15 protein-coding genes are annotated in these 15,995 nt (G+C 70.0%); 8 read left to right on the top strand and 7 right to left on the bottom strand.

The genetic code is table 11. The features are described 5' to 3' along the window. Positions 1–136 precede the first annotated feature (136 nt). On the bottom strand, positions 137–1,594 hold the full coding sequence (locus ACGFI2_RS30325; protein ID WP_393523554.1) for a diguanylate cyclase domain-containing protein: 1,458 nt from the start codon (positions 1,592–1,594) through the stop codon (positions 137–139). A 166-nt stretch (positions 1,595–1,760) separates the two neighbouring features. Here ACGFI2_RS30325 and ACGFI2_RS30320 point away from each other — a divergent pair, with 166 nt between their 5' ends. The 3 genes from ACGFI2_RS30320 (at position 1,761) to ACGFI2_RS30310 (ending at position 5,261) form a co-directional block, all read left to right on the top strand. Continuing rightward, positions 1,761–2,540 (top strand): phosphodiesterase, encoded by a 780-nt coding sequence (locus ACGFI2_RS30320; protein WP_393523551.1) that lies wholly within the window; start codon positions 1,761–1,763, stop codon positions 2,538–2,540. Positions 2,541–2,546: 6 nt separating this feature from the next. Further along, positions 2,547–3,233 carry a histone deacetylase gene (locus ACGFI2_RS30315; protein ID WP_393523549.1) on the top strand — a complete coding sequence of 229 codons (687 nt, stop codon included), beginning with the start codon at positions 2,547–2,549 and terminating at the stop codon, positions 3,231–3,233. 285 nt (positions 3,234–3,518) lie between these two features. Continuing rightward, entirely contained in the window at positions 3,519–5,261 is a 1,743-nt protein-coding gene (locus tag ACGFI2_RS30310; protein WP_393523546.1) for a bifunctional metallophosphatase/5'-nucleotidase, read from the top strand. A gap of 158 nt (positions 5,262–5,419) precedes the next feature. Here ACGFI2_RS30310 and ACGFI2_RS30305 read toward each other — a convergent pair whose 3' ends face one another. Beyond that, the gene (locus ACGFI2_RS30305; RefSeq protein ID WP_393523544.1) at positions 5,420–6,709 is read right to left on the bottom strand and encodes an MFS transporter; all 1,290 of its coding nucleotides are present in this window, start codon (positions 6,707–6,709) and stop codon (positions 5,420–5,422) included. A 109-nt stretch (positions 6,710–6,818) separates the two neighbouring features. On the opposite strand from ACGFI2_RS30305, the gene ACGFI2_RS30300 reads away from it, so the two are divergent. Continuing rightward, positions 6,819–7,292, top strand: coding sequence for a hypothetical protein (locus ACGFI2_RS30300; RefSeq protein WP_393523541.1), 474 nt, complete (start codon positions 6,819–6,821; stop codon positions 7,290–7,292). Positions 7,293–7,329: 37 nt separating this feature from the next. Here the strand turns inward: ACGFI2_RS30300 and ACGFI2_RS30295 are convergent, their stop codons facing one another. Continuing rightward, positions 7,330–7,776, bottom strand: a complete 447-nt coding sequence (locus tag ACGFI2_RS30295) for a hypothetical protein (protein WP_393523539.1) — start codon at positions 7,774–7,776, stop codon at positions 7,330–7,332. 329 nt (positions 7,777–8,105) lie between these two features. On the opposite strand from ACGFI2_RS30295, the gene ACGFI2_RS30290 reads away from it, so the two are divergent. Next, on the top strand, positions 8,106–8,558 hold the full coding sequence (locus ACGFI2_RS30290; RefSeq protein ID WP_393523536.1) for a hypothetical protein: 453 nt from the start codon (positions 8,106–8,108) through the stop codon (positions 8,556–8,558). Positions 8,559–8,843: 285 nt separating this feature from the next. On the opposite strand, the gene ACGFI2_RS30285 is transcribed toward ACGFI2_RS30290, so the two are convergent. After that, positions 8,844–10,043 (bottom strand): helix-turn-helix domain-containing protein, encoded by a 1,200-nt coding sequence (locus ACGFI2_RS30285; RefSeq protein WP_393523533.1) that lies wholly within the window; start codon positions 10,041–10,043, stop codon positions 8,844–8,846. A gap of 329 nt (positions 10,044–10,372) precedes the next feature. Here ACGFI2_RS30285 and ACGFI2_RS30280 point away from each other — a divergent pair, with 329 nt between their 5' ends. Continuing rightward, positions 10,373–11,794, top strand: a complete 1,422-nt coding sequence (locus tag ACGFI2_RS30280; protein ID WP_393523531.1) for a helix-turn-helix domain-containing protein — start codon at positions 10,373–10,375, stop codon at positions 11,792–11,794. Positions 11,795–11,797: 3 nt separating this feature from the next. On the opposite strand, the gene ACGFI2_RS30275 is transcribed toward ACGFI2_RS30280, so the two are convergent. After that, on the bottom strand, positions 11,798–12,364 hold the full coding sequence (locus ACGFI2_RS30275; RefSeq protein ID WP_393523529.1) for an NUDIX hydrolase: 567 nt from the start codon (positions 12,362–12,364) through the stop codon (positions 11,798–11,800). 133 nt (positions 12,365–12,497) lie between these two features. Further along, positions 12,498–12,815 carry a hypothetical protein gene (locus ACGFI2_RS30270; protein ID WP_393523526.1) on the bottom strand — a complete coding sequence of 106 codons (318 nt, stop codon included), beginning with the start codon at positions 12,813–12,815 and terminating at the stop codon, positions 12,498–12,500. A gap of 1,127 nt (positions 12,816–13,942) precedes the next feature. Between ACGFI2_RS30270 and ACGFI2_RS30265 the strand changes: the two genes are divergently transcribed. Then, complete coding sequence (locus tag ACGFI2_RS30265) at positions 13,943–14,341, top strand: DUF4145 domain-containing protein (protein WP_393523523.1); 399 nt, start codon at positions 13,943–13,945, stop codon at positions 14,339–14,341. 14 nt (positions 14,342–14,355) lie between these two features. Here ACGFI2_RS30265 and ACGFI2_RS30260 read toward each other — a convergent pair whose 3' ends face one another. Continuing rightward, a complete protein-coding gene (locus ACGFI2_RS30260; RefSeq protein ID WP_393523521.1) occupies positions 14,356–14,922 on the bottom strand; it encodes a hypothetical protein in 567 nt (188 codons plus the stop codon). A 595-nt stretch (positions 14,923–15,517) separates the two neighbouring features. Here ACGFI2_RS30260 and ACGFI2_RS30255 point away from each other — a divergent pair. Then, complete coding sequence (locus ACGFI2_RS30255) at positions 15,518–15,904, top strand: hypothetical protein (protein ID WP_393523519.1); 387 nt, start codon at positions 15,518–15,520, stop codon at positions 15,902–15,904. Positions 15,905–15,995: the final 91 nt, after the last annotated feature.

Raw genomic sequence — 15,995 nt, 5'->3', positions numbered from 1 at the left:
AGATCAACCACCCCCCGACCAGCCCACCAACTACCAGACACCCCACCGTCAACCCCACCCCACCAGCCCAAACAAGATGGAACTACTCCCGTGAAAGAGGGCCCGCGGAGGAGGGGTGGGGGTGGGGGTGGCGTGGTTAGGCGGCGGAGAGGTGGACGCCGTCTCGGCCCTGGCGTTTGACCGCGTACAGGGCCTGGTCGGCTCGGTGCAGGGTGCGCTCGGGGGTTTCGCCGGGGCGGGGAAGCGCGATGCCGATGCTGATCGTCTGGCCGGTGCGGCGGGCGGCCTCGGTGAGCCGCTCGGCGATCCCGACCGCCTCCTGCGGGTGGCTCACCTCGATCACCGCGACGAACTCGTCACCGCCGGTCCGGTAGAGCTCGTCACCCTGGCGCAACGCGCCCTCCAGCGCCCGGGCCAGCCCCACCAGCAGCCGGTCGCCGGCCTGGTGGCCGTACGTGTCGTTGACGTCCTTGAACCCGTCCACGTCGATCGCCAGCAGGGCGGTACGCCCCGGCGTGGCGCTGGCGATCCGCTGCCCGAACGGCCCGGTGTGCCGCAGCCCGGTGAGCGGATCCGAACTGGCCTGCTCGCGCAGCCGCGCCAGGGTGCGCAGCCGGTCGAGGCAGGTCCACGCCTGCCCGGCCAGCAACTCGATCAGGTTGACCGTGGTCGGGTCCGGCCGCAGCGACCGCTCGTCGGCCACCAGCAGCACGCCACCGGCGGTCGGCGCGCCGACCGGCACCGCCACCAGCGTGCGCGCCCCGGCCCGGGTCAGCGGCAGATATTCGCCGGTCGGCGGGTGCCCCGCCTCGCCCAGCGTGTACGCCGAGCCGTACCGGTGGGCCCGGTCGATCATCCGGTCGAGCGCGGCCGGGCCGGCCCCGGTCAGCTCGTCCCGGATCCGGGCCTCCAGCTCGCCCGGGGTGTCGGTGGGCGCGCCCAGCCGGGGTCCACGCCGGCCGGTGAGCACCAGCACGGCGGCGGAGAGCGCGGACACGTCCCGGGCCGCGGTGATGGCGGCGGTCATCAGGTCCCAGTCCGTCGGGGCGGCGGTGAACGCGGCGGCGTGCCGGAGCAGCTTCTCGCTGCGGCTCTCGGCCGGCGGGCCGCCGAGCGCCGCGATCCGGGCGCCGAGCCGGTCGGCCAGCCGTTCGGCGGTCTCCCGCCACGGCGCGAGCGTGACCGGCTCGCTCCACTGCAGGTCGAGCACGCCGATCGGCCGGCCGGCCGGATCGCGTACCGGCACGCAGAGTTCGGCGGTGACGTCCGGTCGGACCGGCAGGTAGTCGGGGTCGGCGGTGACGTCGGGAACGGCGGCGGTCTCGCCGGACGCGTAGACCCGCCGCACCACCGACGGCTCGGGCCGGTGCCGGGCCGGCCCGGCGCCGTCGGCCGTGGCCGGCACGTGCGAGAAGACCTGCCAGGCGCCGGTGGCCGCGACGCACCTCAGGCGGTCGTGGACCCGGAGCAGGACGGTGGCGGTCGCCGGGGTGTGCCGGGCGAGCGCGGCGACGGTCCACTGGCACGCCTCCGGCACGGTCGACGCCGTGGGAAGGCGCACCGTGACATCGCGGAGGACTCGCTCGTGATCCACGTCGTTCCTGTTGGGAGGGGGTGGGGACGCGATCAAGCGTACTCATCTCCGGGTGCCGTCGACCTTCGTACACATGTGCTATCCACAGGCTGTGGACACGGCCTGTGGGCTGCGCGGCACCGGCTGACGGCGATAGCGTGAGGGCCCCGGGCCCGAGGAGGCGCCGATGTTCATCGCCCAGCTCAGCGACCCGCACGTGACCACCGGTCCGCTCGCCGCCGAGCCGGCGGCCGGGCTGCACCGGGCGCTGGGCACGGTGCTCACCCTGCGTCCGCGACCGGAATGCGTGGTCATCACCGGCGACCTCACCGGCAACGGCCGACCGGACGAATACCTCGCCCTGCGGGAGATCGTCGGGCGGTTCCCGCTGCCGGTCCACCTGGCCACCGGCAACCACGACGACCGGGAGTCGCTGCTCGACACGTTCGGCGGCACCCCGCACCTGGCCGGCGGGTTCTCCGCGCACTACCACGTCGACCATCCGGACGCCACGCTCGTGGTGCTCGACTCGCTCACGGCGGGCAGTTCCGGCGGGCGACTCGGCGACGAGCAGCTCGACTGGCTCGACGGCGTGCTCGCCGGCCGGCCGGAGACGCCCGCCGTCGTGTGCCTGCACCATCCGCCGGTCGCGGTGGGGGTCCCGGCCGCCGACGCCATCCGGCTCGCCGACGCCGACGCGCTCGCCGCCGTGATCGGGCGGCACCCCCATGTCGTACGCGTCGCCGCGGGTCACCTGCACCGCCCGGTGACCAGCGCGTTCGCCGGCACGGTGCTGACCACCGCGCCGAGCACCTGGGTGCAGGCGAGCCTGACCATGGCCGAGGAGGACGAGATCGGCCTGGTCGCCGAGCCGACCGCGTTCCTGCTGCACCGGGTGGCCGACGGCGGCTGCGTCACGCACACCGTCCAGGTCAGTCACGCGGCCGGGCGGACCTGCTGGTTCTGAACCCAGGTGCCGCTCCTCTGGTACGTCGCCTACGGGTCCAACCTGCACGCGGCCCGGCTCGACTGGTACCTGCGCGGCGGGCGCCCACCCGGCGGGCTGCGCACGTACCCCGGTTGTCGGGACTGCCGGCCGCCGCACCGGACGGTCCCGACGCTGATCCCCGGCGGGATCTACTTCGCCGGCGAGTCCCGGGCCTGGACCGGCGGCATGGCGTTCTACGACCCGGACCTGCCCGGCCGGGCGGCGGTCCGCGGCTACCTGGTGACGATCGAGCAGTTCGCCGACATCGCGGCCCAGGAGATGTACCGGCCGCCCGGCGCCGACCTGGCCGGGATCCGCACGGCCGCCGGGACCGGCCGGGCCACGCTCGGTCCGGGCCGCTACGAGACGCTGCTGCGGGTCGGCGAGCGCGACGGCCTGCCGATGCTCACCTTCACCGCCCCGCACCGGGCGGTGGAGGTGCCATGGACCCGTCCGGCCGCGGTCTACCTCGGCATGCTGGCGCGCGGGTTGCGGGAGGCGCACGGCTGGGACGTCGCGCGGACCGTCGACTACCTGGCGGGCCGGCCGGGGGTGGCCGGGCGGTGGACCCGGCGCGCGCTGCGCACGCTTGTCGGCGCCACCGGATCCGACCCTCCGGCGGTACGGTCGAGTTCGGACAGTCGGCTCCGGGTGCCGGACCGTCGAGCATGAGCGACCGTTCGGCTGGCAGCGGGTGGCCCGCCGGGAGTTTTTCGGCTCAGGAAGGTTGCCAGAGCAAAGTTTTCGGCGTGACATGAGCGTCGGCGTCGGCTCCCTGGTCCCTGGGAGCCGACGCCGTGGGCTCGACCTGCGGCCCGGTGGATGAGAAGCTACCCCGCGGGCGGCGTTCCCCCCCGAGTGCCGCCCTCCGCGATCGACCCCTGTCACGGCACGGATCAGGGCCACCGGGCGAACCATCGTCCGGACACCACGCGCCGGTATCTCACGAGGAGTTCCATGTCCGTCTCCGGGATGCGCCGCCGGGCCACCGTAGGCCTGGCCGCACTCGCCGCGACCGCGTTCACCGCGGTCGCCGTCACCCCCGACCAGGCCGAGGCCCACTCGAAGCCGGTCGACGTCCAGCTGCTCGCGATCAACGACTTCCACGGCAACCTGGAGCCGCCGAGCGGGTCCAGCGGCACCATCGACGGCCAGACCGCCGGCGGCGCGGAATACCTGGCCAGCCACCTGAAGGCGATGCGGGCGGCGGCCCAGCAGCAGGGCAAGGGCACGGTCACGGTCGCCGCGGGCGACCTGATCGGCGCCTCGCCGCTGCTCTCCGCCGCGTTCCACGACGAGCCCACCATCGAGGAGATGAACCTCGCCGGGCTCGAGTTCGCCAGCGTCGGCAACCACGAGTTCGACGAGGGCGCCACCGAGCTGCTGCGGATGCAGCGCGGCGGCTGCCACCCGGTGGACGGCTGCGCCGACGGCACCCCGTTCGGCGGCGCCAAGTTCAAGTACCTCTCCGCGAACGCGTTCAAGACCTCCACCGGCCTGCCGCTGATGCAGCCCTTCGGCATCAAGATCGTCAAGGGCGTGCCGATCGGCTTCATCGGGATGACCCTGGAGGGCACCCCGAACATCGTCAGCCAGCAGGGCGTCGCCGGGCTGCGCTTCACCGACGAGGCCGACACCGCCAACAAGTACGCCAAGATCCTGCGACTGCTCGGCGTCAAGAGCATCGTCGTGCTGCTGCACGAGGGTGGCGTGCAGAACGGCGGCGGCATCAACGACTGCACCGGGTTCAGCGGCCCGATCGTCGACATCGCCAACCGGATGGACCCGGCCATCGACGTCATCGTCAGCGGGCACACCCACGCCGCGTACAACTGCAACATCAACGGCAAGCTGGTCACCAGCGCCAGCTCCTTCGGCCGCCTGGTCACCGACATCAACCTGAAGATCGACCCGCGTACCCGGGACGTGGTCAGCGCGTCGGCGAACAACGTGGTGGTCACCCGGGACGTCGCCAAGGACCCGGCCTCGACCGAGCTGATCAACCGGTACAAGACCGCCCTCGGCCCGGTGGCCGACCGGGTGGTCGGCGAGACCACCGAGGCGATCACGAAGACCCAGGAGAACCTCTACCAGACCGGGGTCGACGCCAACGGCAAGCCGACCTACCAGACCGGTGAGTCGCCGCTGGGCAACCTGATCGCCGACGCGCAGCTCGCCGCGACCGACAACGAGCAGAACGCGGTCGCCGCGTTCATGAACCCCGGCGGTGTACGCGCCGACGTCGACGCCGGCCCGGTCACCTACGCCGAGGCGTTCACCGTCCAGCCGTTCGCCAACAACCTGGTCACGCTGGACCTGACCGGGGCGCAGCTCTACTGCATGCTGGAGCAGCAGTTCACCGTGGCGCGGGTGCTCTACGCGTCCTCGACCGTGCACTACGTCGTCGACGTCAACGGCGTCACCGCGCCGGCCGGCACGCCGTGCGCCGGCTCCCGGGTGGTCCGGGGCAGCCTCACCCTCAACGGCGCCCCGGTGACCGACACCGCGACCTACCGGGTCACGGTGAACAACTTCCTCGCCGGCGGTGGCGACGGCTTCAGCGTCCTGACCGGCGGCACCAACGCGGTGACCGGCCAGATCGACCTGGACGCCTTCACCGCGTACCTGACCGAGAAGTCGCCGGTGTCCGCGCCGGCGCTGGACCGGATCCGGACCACCGCGGAGGTTCCCGCCGCCTGACGGCGACCGCACCGCCAACGGGCCCCGGAGCACCGCTCCGGGGCCCGTCACCGTCCCACCGTCCGCCCCCGCCGTCCGCGCGGCGATCAAGGAGTTCGCGTCGGGGAGGGTGCGTCGGGGTGACGCAAACTCCTTGATCGACGAACCGGGGTGTGCGGTTACGTCGCCGGGGTGGGCTGGGGGGTGCGGGTCGGGGTGGGTGCCGGGCGGCCGTCCTGCACCGCGCTGAGCAGCGGGCGCAGCGACAGCGCGAGCAGTGAGGCGGCCAGGCAGCCGCCCACCACGACCGCCACCCAGACCCGCCCGTGCGCCGCGCCGATCAGCGGCCCGGCGGTGACCGGGCCGACCACCCCGCTGATCCCGAAGATCATTGAGCTCATCGCGTTGTAGCGCCCCCGCAGCTCGTCCGTGGCCAGCGCGTTGGTCAGGGCGGGCATGACCGGTGACAGCATCGTCTCGCCGAACCCGAAGATCGCCGAGCAGGCCACCACGCCGAGCGCCGCGAGCAGCGCGTTGCCGCCGCCGACCACGCCGGCCGCGCCGAGCACCAGCCAGGCGCCCGCGAACACCGCGCCGACCGCCGCCAGCGCGCCGGTCCGGCTGCGCCCCTCCATCCGGCGGATCACCAGCAGCTGGGAGAGCACGATCATCACGGTGTTCGCGGCGAGCGCCCAGGCCACCACCCGCGGCGTCACCTCCACCACCCGCACCGAGTACGCCGCGAAGCCCACCTCGATCTGCGCGTAACCGCAGGTGGTGAGCACCAGGCCGAAGAGGACGAGCCGGCGGAACGGCCGGTCCCGCAGCACCGTCAGGTAGCCCCCGGCCGACGACGCGGCCCCGGCCCCGCCCACGCCCGTGGCCAGCCGGTGCCCCACGTGCGGCAGCGTGAGCAGGATCAGGGCCGGAGTCAGGTAGCTCACCGCGTCCAGCAGGTAGATCGCCTGGAAGGTGACCGGGCGGGCCACGTCGACCACCGCGCCGGAGATCAGGCCGCCGATGCCGATGCCCAGGTTGAGCAGCGCGAAGTTGAGCCCGAAGACCCGCTGCCGCTCACCGTCGCCGGTGAGCGAGGCGAGGATGGTGTTCTGCCCGGCCCAGATCGCCGAGCTGCCCACCGCGACCAGGGTCATCACGCCGAACGCCGAGGCGGTCGAGTCGACCAGGGCCAGCGAGCCGGTGCCGACCGCTTCGACGACCAGACAGGGCAGCACCACCCGCCGCGCCCCGAAGCGGTCGATGAGCGTGCCGGCCAGCGGGGACAGCGCCAGCGTCACCGCGCCGAACCAGCCGATCACCAGCCCGGCGCGGGCGTCGGTGAGGCCACGCACGTCGGTGAGGTAGATGAAGAGGAACGGCAGCGTGAGACCGCGCCCGACGGCGGAGAGCAGGGTGCCGAGGAGGATCCGGCGGGCTTCGGGACGAGCGGGCAGGGCGCGACGCAGCATGGCTGGATTCTGTGCGGCGGGTACGACGACCGCGATCCGTTTACCGCCGCGCGTGGCGGGCGCGGAGCCGGAACGTGAGCAAGCACACCAGGTCTGCCATGCTGGCCCGGTGACCACGACCTGGCGTCATCTGCCCGCCCCGGCCCGCGAGATCGCCGTGACCGCCACGGACGCGGTCGACGCGGCCCGGGCGCAAGACGCCGACGCGTACCGGCCGGCCGTCGAACGGCTCGCCGCCGCGGACCGGGCCGGGCTGGTGCTCGGCGGCGTGGTCCGGCTGCTGCTCGAGGAGGGGCATCCGGACGGGCTCGACGGCGACGACGTCCGCCAGGTGCTGGAGCGTTGCGTCCGGGCCACCGCGACGTGGTGGCCCGAGGTCGACCCGCACGTCCTGCTGGTGCTGCTGGCCGGCGCGCTCGGCGTCTACGACCCGGGCGACGACGACAACCCGCCGGACCCGGCGGCCGTGGCCCGGCACGCCCCGCTGCTCGTCGCCGACCTGCTGGCGGTCACCGGCCGCCCGTTCGCCGATTACCTGACCACGGCGTTCACCGAGGTCGCCCGCACCGAGCTGCACGACTGACCGGCGGGGTGGACGACCGCCCACCCCGCCGGTGCGCTCAGGCCGTGCCGGCGACCTCGAACGAGTACCAGTTGGCGTAGTCGCTCACCGTGCCGTCACCCTTCACCGCGTAGACGGTCAGCGTGACGTAACCGCCGGCGGCCGGCGTCCACGTGACGCTGGCCCGACCGTCGCCGTCGGCGGCGACCTCGGTCAGCTCGTCGTCGCCGAACGAGTAACGGTAGGCCGCCACGTCCAACCAGCCCGCCGGCGGCGAGAACGTGAAGGTGCCGGGCACCCCGACACCGCCCGGCGGATTGACGGTCGCCGTGGCCGTGCCGCCGGGCGAGTCGGCCCGCACCGTGCCGGGCCCGCTCAGCGGGTCCGGGCAGACCAGTTGGCCGAGGTCACCGCTCCACTCGCAGACGTTGACCCCCAGCGTCGTCCACCCAAGTGCCGAGCGGCAGACCGGTGCCGCCGATGAGGCCACGACGTGGCCTGACACTGAACACAGTGGATTTCCTCCCGTTACCGTCCGGGCGCTCGCCCGGACAGTTACCGGCATCAAAGCGTCCCGCCGGGGCGCCGGCAACGACCTTTCGGCCGGTCGTCTGCCGCGCGGGGTCGGAGTTGCGGGCCGGCGGCCAGGCAGACGAACGCGGCGAGCAGCACCAGCGCCTGCGTCTTGTCCCCACCGCTCGGAGTCGGATCACGGACACCATGCGGGGGATCGGCCGGGCGGGACAACGGGGCCATCCGTGACTCACTTAAAATAGACCATATTCGATCATTTGGCCGGGCCCGGTCGCACAGGAGAAGACGGGGTGTCAAGAGATGACCAACCGATTGATCCGTCGTGCCGCCGCGCTGGGCGCCGCGATCGTCCTCGGGGGCGGCGCGGCCCTCGCCGGCGCGTCGCCGGCCCAGGCGTACGGCTGCTACTACGGCACCGCCGACGTCACGAGCCCGGAGGGCGGGAGGGGCGCGACCGCCGCCGGGCGCCTCTGCGTCAACGAGTACGGCAACGCCTGGCTCGACACGAACACCAACAACTACATCAAGGACCTGAAGGCCGACGGGTACGGCGCTCGCGCATACATCTACTGGAACCAGCGCTACACCGGCGCGATCGCCTTCGACGACACCAGCACCAGTGGTCCCGCCAAGCTGTCCTGGGAGTCCGGCGGCGGCACCCGGTATCTCTGGACCGAACTCTGGGTCTGCCTGGGTTACGCGCGGCCGGAGGACTACACCAGCCGCTGCTCCCTGGTCGTCTACGCCTCGTGACCTGAGCGTCAGGACGAGTCGGGGCCCTTCCACGGAGGGGCCCCGACTCAGTTCGGAAGGCAGCCAATGCACCAAGGGCCACTCTCATCGATGGAGAGTGGCCCTTGACCTCTGTCGGGGTGGCCGGATTCGAACCGGCGACCTCTTCGTCCCGAACTCTCGGCGAGCCGGTCGGATCAGGCTCGACACGAGGTCAGACGGCCTGCTGATGCGCCTCTCGGCTCGGTTCGGCTGGCACGGTTGCTGTACTTCGCTGCTGTACTTCTCATCCGCGTGTAGCGCTGCTCAGCCGACCCCGAGCGTGCCGGCGAGCTTGGCGATCGTGGTCGGGGCGCGCGGGTCGCGGGCAACCTCGGCGAGGATGTCGCGGGCGGCTGGCCGGTGCGTGATCTCGCTCGGCGCGGTGCGTTCGGCCTCGGTCAGCATGCGAGCCGCGTTGCCCACGTCCCCGGAGTGCAGATAGGCGCGGGCCATGTCGAGCAGGTGCGCGGCGCGGTGTTCGGCGGGTAGCCACCGCCAGCCGGCCCTCGCGGTGGCCTTCTCGTGCCAGGCAATCGCCTCGTCGGTGTCGCCGTTCTCCACGAACACGGCGGCGCGAGCCACGTCGATGGCGGTCGGCCCGAAAGCGGTGCGGTAATGGTCGCACCCGTCGCCGACCTGCGCCGCCATGCCGGCGGCCTCGTTGAGAAGTTCGCCGGCGGCGGACTCGTTGCCGTCCTGCGCCGCCGCCAGGCTGGCCTGGATGAGCAGGGTCCCGCACAGGGACAACTCCACCGGTGCGCCGTACTCAATCACGGGTGGAGCGATCCGATACGCGGCAGTGAGCATGACCGACTTCGCTTCCCGAGCGCGGCCGAGCGCGCGCAACACCTGACCGAGCTGGACGGCCGCGGCGGCCACCAGTTCCCGATCGCCGGTGGCGGCGAGCATCGCCCTATCCACGGCCAGCCACGCCAAGGCGGCGTCACCGAGCTTGACCAACAGCGCGGCGGTGATCCGATACGCCTCCACCAACGATGCCCGGCCCGATTCCGAGGCCTCGGCGTGAGTGCGCTGCGCGTTGACAAGCAATGTGGACGCCAGGTCGATCACCTGCGAGTACCGGGCGTACTGAAACGTCGTCCACGCGTACCCCACATCCCGCAGCATCCGATCCACCGGCACTACCGGGCCGCCTTCTCGCTTGCCCAACGGGATCTCGTAGCGGGACAACGCTGCTCTGATCCGATCGACGCCATCGCCGCGATTCGTTGGCTTGACCGGTGCGGCGTCCTGGCCGACCAGAGCGGCGGCGTCGATGCGGAGCACGCGGGCGATCTCCTGGAGTGTCGACAGCTTGTCCAGCCGCCGAACGCCGCGCTCGACCTTGTCGACCCAGCTCTTCGACTTGCCGAGCCGGTCGGCGAACACCTGCTGCGACAGCTTCCGCCGACCCCGCCAGTACGCCACCCGCCGACCGACCGGCAACAGCTCAACGCTGCCCACGACGCCACCGCCGATCCGGTTTGGCCCGCGTAGTCTCCTCGACCGGAATCCGATCCGCCTCCGCTTGGGCGAGAAGCCGCCGCTTCGCCGCCTCCCGCTCGGCCGCCTGAATCCGCTCACCCCGGCTCACCGCCGACTCGTCGCCCTTACCCGCCATCGCTCGCCTCCTGCCACCCGGGGTGACGGAGAAGCTACGAAAGGCTACGGACAGGCTCCATGGCCAGCGGACATGTCACCGTGACATGGGGCTACTCGACCAGCGCGAATGGTCGCCATACGCTCTTGGCTTGAACACCAGGGGTAGTCGGAATGTGACGCTGGGAGCCGCCGTGCTGCTCGATCCGCTTCGAATATCAGAGGACGCATGGTCACACGGCGAGGTGCTGGCCACCTTGGCCGCCCGCGACATCGGCGGGCTGTTCCGCTGGATCACCAGCCTCACTGGCGCGAGTCAGAGCCGGATCGGGGCCGCCGTCGGACTGGAGCAGGGCTATGTCAGCCGGATCATGGCCGGCCGCAAGGTCACCTCGATCGACGTCCTGGAGCGGATCGCCGATGGATGCCGGATGCCCGACCAGGCGCGAATCGCGATGGGCCTGGCACCCCAACAGGCCACCCTGCCGTCCGCTTCGGCCCGGCTCACCCCAGGTCGGCCCAGCGAATCCCCGACCACCCGGACCTGGCAGGACAACGTACGCAGTGCCGCAGAGCTTTGGCGAGGTGACGTGAACCGTCGAGACGTGCTCCGGCAGGTGGCTTTTAGTTCCGCCGGCTACACCCTGCCGGCGTTGCGCTGGTTCACGGCTCCCGATCCGGCCCCGGTGACCCAGCCCGGCCGCAACGCCGTCGGTCAACCGCAGATTGACACCATTCGCGCGATGACCGCGACCTACCGCAGGCTGGACAACCAGTACGGCGGTGGGCACGCCCGCGACACCGTGGCCCGCTACCTCCACCAGGAGGTGACCCCACTGCTGACCGATGGCCGCTACGACCACCCCACAGGCCGACGGTTGCTCAGCGCCGCTGCCGAACTGGCCCAACTCGCCGGATGGCAGGCTTACGACACGGCCGAACACGGCATCGCCCAGCGATACCTCACCCTCGCCCTGGACTTCGCCCATGCCGCCGGAGACGACGGGCTCGGCGCGGAGATTCTCGCGGCGATGAGCCACCAGGCCACCTACCTGGGCCACACCGCCACCGGCCTCGATCTCGCCCGCGCCGCCGGCCAGGCCGCCCGCCGCGTCGGAGTCCCCGTGCTGGCCGCCGAAGCCCACGTCATGGAAGCTCACGCCCTGGCCAAGGCCCGTGACGAACGAGCCTGTGCCGCTGCCCTGCACCAGGCGGAACAAGCCCTCGACCGGGCCGACCGCAGCACCGAACCGCAATGGCTCAGCTACTTCGACGAGGCGTACCTGTCGGCCAAGTTCGGCCACTGCTTCCACGCCCTCGGCCGCGACACCCACGCCGAACGCTTCGCGGTCCGATCCCTGCGCATGGACAACCGCTACGTACGCGGCAGAGCCTTCAACCTCGCTCTGCTCGCCAGCATCCACGCCCAACAGGGCGAAACTGACCGCGCCTGCGCCATAGGCGCAGAGGCTCTGACCCTGACCAAACAGCTACGCTCCGCTAGAGCCGTCCGCTACCTCCGCGACCTGCAAACCCATCTCGCCCCACACCGGCGGCTACCCACCGTCCGGCACTTCACCGGCCGCATCGACGCCACCCTCGGCCCACGACGCTGACCGTCACAGCTCTTCCCTGGCCTTGCGCGCGACCAGTTCCAGCACCGCGATTACAGTGCCGGCACCGACGATCTCCCCCCGAACCACCAGCCCGTACGCCTCGTCCAGCGGGATCCACGCGACCTGCTCAGCCTCGTTCACGTCCACGGGCGTGCCGATGTGCTCGGCCTGCCGGGCAAGGAACAGCAGATTCTCGGCGTCGGCCGTACCGACCCACGGTTGGAAGGACAGCAGCGGCTCGACGCCTTGAGGGCGCCAGCCGGTCTCCTCCTCAACCTCCCGCACCGCACACGCCGCCGGCTGCTCCTCGCCGTCGACATAGCCGCCGGGCAACTCCCACACCCACCGGTCGAACACGAACCGGTGCCGCCGCATCAACAGCAGGCGCTCCTGGTCGTCGAGCACGGCGACCATGGCCGACCTCGGAGCCCGGATTACGTACTGCTCGAACCGAGCCCCGTCCGGCAGCTCGACCTCCGCGATGCTCAGCCGCGCCCGCCTGGTGTCGTCCACGACCCGCTCGCCGTGAATGGTCCACCGGGTCAGCTCTATCGCCTGCTCCTCCACCACCCTGCCAGTATCCGCACCGAACCTCACCACGCGCTGCGGGCCCGAGATGCGGCGGGCAGAGAGCTGTACACCCTGAGCGCATTCGTTTTGAAACACTAGGGGCCTAACCAGCACTTGCCCGTCGCGTAGTTGGTCAGGCCTTGCCAGCAAACTGCCCAACAACACTGATCGTCGTGGCCGCGATCGCCGAAAGCATCCCCACAATCGCTCCCAGGGTCGTCAGCCCTTCCCTGGGTGATGCCCAAAGCCCACGGTTCATCTGACGCCAGGCGTGCGGAACGACGGTCATCTTGAGCTTCTGCCACTTGTGCTGCCGCTTGCTACACCCGAGCAGGAGGCCGGCTGAGTTGTTCCGGCACAGGGTCCCGTCCCGGTTGACGGCGCAGCACCACACCGGAGCTTGGAACAGGAAGAAGCCGGTCACCAGTAGCGACAGCACAAGCAGCGCCACGGGCCCCACGGAGCGAGTCCACCACGCCGTAAGGAGGATGATAAACGCTAGATAGCCCCAGTATCGCCCCAGATCCTTCATGGTGATCGAAAGTAGCGGACTGCACGCCGAAGGTAACTACCATCTGTCCGGCAACCGACTCGCAGCCCGCAGGCCGCCACTTGGCGTTGAACTGTCGCTGGCTGACAGGCGAATCGGGCAAAGGCTGTCTATCCTTCGCCTGAGCTGCTCAAACGCCGGCCATCGACCGTCACCGTTAGGCACCTTTGGTCAACGTCCTACGGCCTGGCGACGGCCTGAACCTCCGCCCGATGCCAGCACGGTCCGACCCTCGCACCACTCGGGAGACCGGGCAACAGTCCGGAGGGCAGGAATCGCCCGAGGGCCGTGGCCCCCGAGACCGCTCCTCAACGCTGAGGGTGCAATACGGGCAACGGCCAACAGCCGGAGACCAGAAGAACGGATGCTCTGGATACTGCGCGCAACGCTGCATGACGCGATGTTGGATGCCCGACCGTTCCGCTCCGCTTGCTCGCACGTAGGCAGTGCTAACGGAACGGCAACCAAGCCAAACCCCCTGGATCGCCGTCAACGCCGCTGACCCCTCGCTTGTAAGTTTCTGGGCGCCTCGTCGGAGGCAGTCCGCGTACGTCTCGGACGTCAGGCGGTAGTCCTCTGCCCGTCGTACCCGGCCTTCGACGTCCGACCCGGCTGCTGTCACCGTAGCTGTCCGGCAGCGACCGTCTGCTCGTCCTCGTCCGGGTGCCGCAGCTGACGGTCAGCTTGGTTACGGCTTGGCTATGCTCATCTGGCACTCGACATCATGCAGGGGGTTCCTGGTGACCGCTGACATCTTCGAGCAAGACTCGATTCCAAGCCCTCACCCGTATCAGGATCGCTTTGTATGCCCGCATCCCTCCTGCCGGGCGTTCGCACACCAGGAAACCGTCCCAGCCTTGATCCAAACCCGTATCCTGACGCTCCCTAGCTACGTCACGACAGTGTGCCAGCGTTGCCTACAGGCAGCGATGTGGGTGCAGGTAGAGCAAGACGGCAATTGGCTTTTGGTCCACCCTGTTAACGTTCCTGGGGCTCCAGCACATCTAGACATGCCGCCAGCAGTCGCCGTGATCTACGAGGAGGCGCGGGAGGTAGCTCAACGCTCGCCTCGAAGTGCGGCCGGTCTACTACGGCTCGCGCTGCAGATGCTCATCGATGAACTCGTCCCGAGAAGCGGCACGCTTGACAGCAAAATCGGCACTCTTGTTTCCTCAGGGCTCGACCCTCGAATTCAGAAGGCCATGGACGTCTTGCGGGTAGTAGGTAACAACGCGGTGCATCCCGGTCAGATCAGCCTTGAAGAATCTCCCGAGATTGTTCACTCATTGTTCGGCCTTCTTAATCTGGTTGTCGAGGAGATGATTTCTCGCCCCAAGCACATCGACAAGCTCTTCGAGATGCTGCCCGAGCAGGCACGAGAGGGAATCGAACGGCGGAATCGCCGGGCCATCGAAGCAGCGGAGTAAGTAATGGGTAGTCCTTAAGTGGCGTTGAGACCGCGTTCGGCACGCATTAGTTCGACGGTCCTTCTAGCTGAAGCCCTGTACTCGTCGTGGAGAGAGAGCAGCGAGGGCGCGTCCAACGATTCTTTGAGAATCTCCGTTCCAAACAGGCTCATGATATCGCAGCATTTTCTTGCAGAATCTCGCACAGCTGTTGATGCCACGAGCTCCAATAGAGCCAGGACGTTTGTGGCATCCCCGCCGATGTCGACTAGCTTATTTCGCCACTCGTTCGGCATGATTTGCGTGTCGGATTCAAGTATTAGCCTAGCTTTATTCGCGCGCCTCCCCCAGATCCATATGGTCTTCATGTACTCCGCATAGATCTCAAACCGGGCCTCTTGATGACGCAGATCGTCTTCTCTCTGCCATTGGCCTATCCGGTCCTGTCTCTCGCGCTGCCACCGCTCCTGCTCCGCCTCACGCTCCCGAATCCACCGGCGCTCTTCCCTCCGTGTAGTAAGGACCTGCGTAGAGAGCGCAGCACCAAGCGTCCCCACTACGCCGACCAGGGCAACAACCATTACGGGCCAGTTGGCAGTCATGGGGACATTATCGGAGCATTCCGCAAGAGCCTGTTCCTGCTGCCATCCCGTCTGCCGTCGACCCGCCCTCCTGGGGAGCGGGCCGCCGCCCGGCCCGCCACGTCAAGCGGACCTTGATGGCTCGTACAGACGCTGGCGGGTCGGGCGGTGGTCTGCTCGGCTTGCCCGGGTCGAGGGCAGGCGGGATGGTCTACCGCAACCACCCACGGACCGCGGCCCGCCGACGCAGTCCCGGCCATCCTGGAGCCGGAGCGCCCCCGCCGGAGGCGCAGTAACCGCGACCCGGCCACCGCCAGCTCGCCGACGCGGCCGGCGTGCGCTCCCCTACGCCGCGCGGGCTCGTAGCCGCGCGGCCCGGCCGGCTGCCGGCCCACCACCCACCGGTCAACCTTCTGTCGTTCTGCGGCGGCCCACCGGGCTTCCCCGCCCTCCGCGCCAGCCGCCGGGCATCAGGCGTGACGGCCGCAGAGCGACAGCGGCAGCGGCCGGCGCGCGCCCAGGCGGCGGCGCGTGCGGCCCGTTACGGGCCGCCTTGATAGATGTACAGAAAGTCCTCCCATCCGGGCTGGCAGCCATGCTGTCGTAGCCTCCCGGGGTGGACATTTACGAGGATCCGCCGCTGGTGTCACACGGTATGGCGGATGAGGTGCTTACTGCTGCTCTTGAGGGCAGGGACCAAGCGCTTTCGCCGAATTCGGTGTTGGTGGGGCTGGCGCTCTACGACGACGACCGCCTTTTCGTCGAGCGATGGTGCCACCGGATCGCGCAGGACTGCGCTGACCTAGGGCTCGTCGCCACGGCGTCGCTTTGCCTGGGTCACCTCGCCCGACGCTTCGGGTATTTGGAGCCCGCGTCAGTCGTGCTCGTCCGACGGCTTGCCGAGCGGACGGACCTCGACGGCCGGGTCTTCTCCGCTCTGGAAGACGTGACATTCTTCCTTGAGGAGTTGCCCAACCGGAGGAAGGCGGAACAGGGCAACTAGTACTCCAACGTCACTTGGCTTCGGCGTTGAGCGTGGCGTGGGCATGAAGACGGCCACCGCGTTGATCATCGATGGTTTGTGAGGACAACCG

The sequence above is a fragment of the Micromonospora sp. NPDC049282 genome (assembly GCF_043197045.1).
In the GTDB taxonomy this organism is placed as follows: Bacteria; Actinomycetota; Actinomycetes; order Mycobacteriales; family Micromonosporaceae; genus Micromonospora.
The sequence above is the reverse complement of the archived record's forward strand: the minus strand, read 5'-3'. Positions and strand labels throughout refer to the sequence as shown.